1 protein-coding gene is annotated in these 3,990 nt (G+C 42.6%); it reads left to right on the forward strand.

What is annotated here, in order from left to right; translation table 11 throughout:
- Window positions 1-955: 955 nt before the first annotated feature.
- The coding region (locus tag K8U60_RS18875; protein ID WP_223643627.1) for a hypothetical protein at window positions 956-3,990 on the forward strand (3,035 nt) is incomplete at its 3' end.

Below are 3,990 nucleotides of genomic sequence, written 5' to 3' on the forward strand. Positions count from 1 at the left end.
TGAACGGATCATCCTGACCAATTTGACCGGACTTGGAGGTAGGATTTTCGTGGCTCCCAATATCGATGGTGGGGTTCTTCTAAATCTAGGAGACGAAGTCTTCCAAAACCCAATGGGAACAACACGCGGTAGTAACTACCCAACCCCCGGAGAGGTGTTCATCCATGAATTGGTCCATGCTTGGCAGCTTGAACGGGACAGCTTCATCCCTGGATGGGTATGTAAAGGCGCAACTAGTTCCGAATATACGCCGAAATCGGGACAAGCATGGAATACTATGAATATTGAGCAGAAGGCAACTGTGGTAAACCTATGGTACCGAGCGNCCCTGGATGGGTATGTAAAGGCGCAACTAGTTCCGAATATACGCCGAAATCGGGACAAGCATGGAATACTATGAATATTGAGCAGAAGGCAACTGTGGTAAACCTATGGTACCGAGCGGCCACGATAGGCGAGACATGGACAAACCTCCAGAAGCTGGAGGAGTTGCTTACCCGTCCAAAAGTCCTCCAAAATGAGTACTTTCATTACGTTCATAATCAGATCCGGGCGGCTCAGGACTAACTCATTTTTTAACAACAACTCATCAGGGCACGGATATTTCGTCCATTTATCTTCGAGGACAGTCTACTACCTAGGAAGACAAATTACTAATCAGTTATTAAAATCAAAGAGTCTGCATGCATGCTCTTACAAATGGAGAAACCTAACACCACAGTAATTCGAGGGTAGCTAGGTTTCTTCATATACGTAAAAAATTTTGTTTTTATTAGAGAGTCTAATGAAAGAAATGAATAGATTATAGAGAAATCTACTTAACTCTAATTACTACTTTATCTATCACCAAATCTCCATCTAGATTAATCTGTCTGTTAATTACTTCATAACTTAGACCGAACGTAATCAAGTTCTTCCATAAACTCCAATTATTTCAAAAGGAGAGATGATTCACATGGATTATGAACTTCCTGCACACGCCGTTGCTATGGATGGAACCCCAGCTCACGCATTTGCTAGTCACAGTTTTAGAGCAAGTGCTATTGCTAACGAATATGCAAGCAGACATTCTTTAGCTGATGTGAATGGTTTTTTAGATGAGAATAAAACAATTATTCTAATTTCTCATCTACAGACTGCTCAAGACAGCCTTGATTCAAGAATTCCAGAAGAGGACCAAAAACACTTGGCCGTGGAAACAGTAAATGCGCTAAAAAGGTTGGAGGTAGAACACGGTAAAGTGGGAACATCGATTCATGATGAAGAACTAGTATTAGGAATTAAGTTAAATCGTCAAGGCGACTATGATATGGCTCTCAAAGGCTTAATGGTCATTATCTATCGATACCGCCATTTTTTGACCGATTATGATTTAAGGCTTATCCTAGACAAATTTGTCCCCGCAGAAATAAGCGGACCCCATAACCCGGTGCATGAATCATTTAAACTTCTTCCAACGGAAGAAATTCCAGAAACTGAAAACCATCTTTTAATGATCAATAGTACCAAGTATTTGGTGAATCAACTCTTATTTGACGAGACTGGTGATGAGAGCTACGACAACACCAATAGGAACGGGTTAACTAAATGGCTATTAGATTATATGCATACAATTGCAAAATATGATTTTCTTGAATTCAACTCTCGTCCTTATCAACGGCTCACTTTGCATGCGATCCTGAATCTTTACGAGTTCGCTCGGGACGAATCAATTCGAACCGCTGCGCAAATTTTGCTTGATTATACTACGATGAAATTCGCAGTCTCGAGTAACAGGCAGCGACGAATCAATCCTTTTCGCCGGTTGAAGGAGTTTGTCAACCTTCCGACCAATGAGCATAACGAGCTATTGAGACCGCAAGGAAAAGGCAAGGATGCGGTCATTGGCTTTTTTCTCATGTATGCTGGTCCCACTGATATAGAAGGAAAGCCAACAAACCAATTTCCTGCCGGGTGGGCTTTTGAAGCTTTGATTGCTGGACTTGCCACCTATCGTCCTCCAGTGGCTGCATATATTCTCGCTATGAAACCGAGCACTGTGGCTCAAGCTTTCCAACATCGTTTCTACCATGGGAAACGACCGGTGTTACAAGGGACAAATGACCAAGCCGAAGGAGGGATAGAAATCTACTATAACTCTCCTTCGTTTTTGCTAACGGCTGGTGGTACATTTTTAAATAGTGGCTATGGAGGGGATGAATTTACAAAATATAAACAAACGGCTATTGCTCAATCAACAACTCTTCTCCCTACCAAAGCCGATGTCCGATTCGCAGACCTTATTCGTTTTGACCCTTACCCGGATGAACGTCGTGCTGTAAACAACGCCGTGCATATGGGATTTGCTTGCGGAGCAAACTTGCGCCCTTCCGAAAAAAAAGTATTTAACGATACCTCAACCCATGCTCCATCGCTTAGTTCTGACGATGGACAACTATTTTTGGCCTGGAAAGGCTCTGGTAATAAGAATTTGAATTCGGCCAAGGTCTACACAACAGACAAACTTAAACTTCCAGGTATTGAAAGTCTTGAAGGTAAAGTAGTCATGAATGACACTAGCGATGAATCGCCAGCTATAGCTTTTCATAATGGTCGATTATTCTTGGCATGGAAAGGGGCTGGTAATAACAATTTAAATTTAATGGCCTCCAATATAGAAAGAACAAGCTTTCCTATTAAGAAAACGTTTAAAGATACCACCCCTTACGCTCCAGCTCTAGTTTCCCATGAAGGGAATTTATTTTTAGCATGGACAGGCGTAGGAGAAGGGAAACTTAATGTTGCCAAAGTGGCTATAAGTGATATAGAAGGACTGAGAATTAATGGTTTGGAAGGTAAGGTGGTACTAAACGATACCAGTGAAAAGTCACCAGCCTTAACTTCCCATAACGGTCGGTTATTCTTGGCGTGGAAGGGTGCAGGTAATGACAACCTTAACCTAATGTTCTCCAATAATAATGAGCTGCATTTTCATGGAAAGAAAGTATTTGGTGACACCAGCCATTACTCGCCAGCTCTGGTTTCTCATGGCGGGCGTTTGTATATGGCATGGACGGGCAGGGGAAAGGGGAATCTTAATATTTCCAAAGTGGCACTCTTTAGCAATACAACAGGAGCTTTCGGAATTGAAGGACTGGAAGGTACTGTAGTACTAGGCGACACCAGTGAGCAATCACCCACTCTTGCCTCTCATGCCAATCGCTTGTTCTTAGGTTGGAAGGGTGCCGGCAACGATAACTTAAACCTTCTTTCTTCTCATGACGGATCATTTCAGATGGAGCGATGGCTCTTTATTGATCTTGAACAAATGGGTCTGTATCTTTCTATTTACCGGACCCCGCCTGCGCAGTCCAATCAACTCGATACCCCACTTGAAAACTTGGGAATGCTATATGCTTATGATCTTAAAGCTCAGTCAGCACCTCTAGACTTCGAGACATTTAAACGGCTAACGCTGGAGCGTAATGTTACTCTTCCAGATAAACTTGCTTACGGTGGGAATTATGTATTTCATACGGCAGACGACCGTCATTTTAAAGTCTGGCTTCACCCATCTTTGGAAAAATATCGAGCGAGAATTTTCCTTATGGATGAAGAGAATCCAGTAGTGGATTTTACATCATTACCACTAATTGAAGGCGAGTATTTGAATTCACCTGGCGGTCATGAAGCTTATATTACAATTGGCCACCCTGGTTGTGACGTTCCTATTGTTCTTGATTTTCAAAATACTGAGAAGCCGGTCATCGAAGATAATATACTAGCTTGTCCGCAACCTTGGATTGACCGGGCTCACGCGTTTCTTTCATTAGCTTCAACACTAGCTAATATAGGAAAACCCAAGGAAGGTGCTATGGCAATACGTGAGCGAATTAAGATTTACGAACGTCTTGCCAAGCTCGATCCACTCAAGTATCAATCCGATTTAGCTGCGGCTTTATTTTGGCTTCTCCATTACCACCGGTCAGGGCTGGATGCGGCTTCGGCAGA

Source organism: Planococcus circulans (assembly GCF_020023385.1).
In the GTDB taxonomy this organism is placed as follows: Bacteria; Bacillota; Bacilli; order Bacillales_A; family Planococcaceae; genus Planococcus.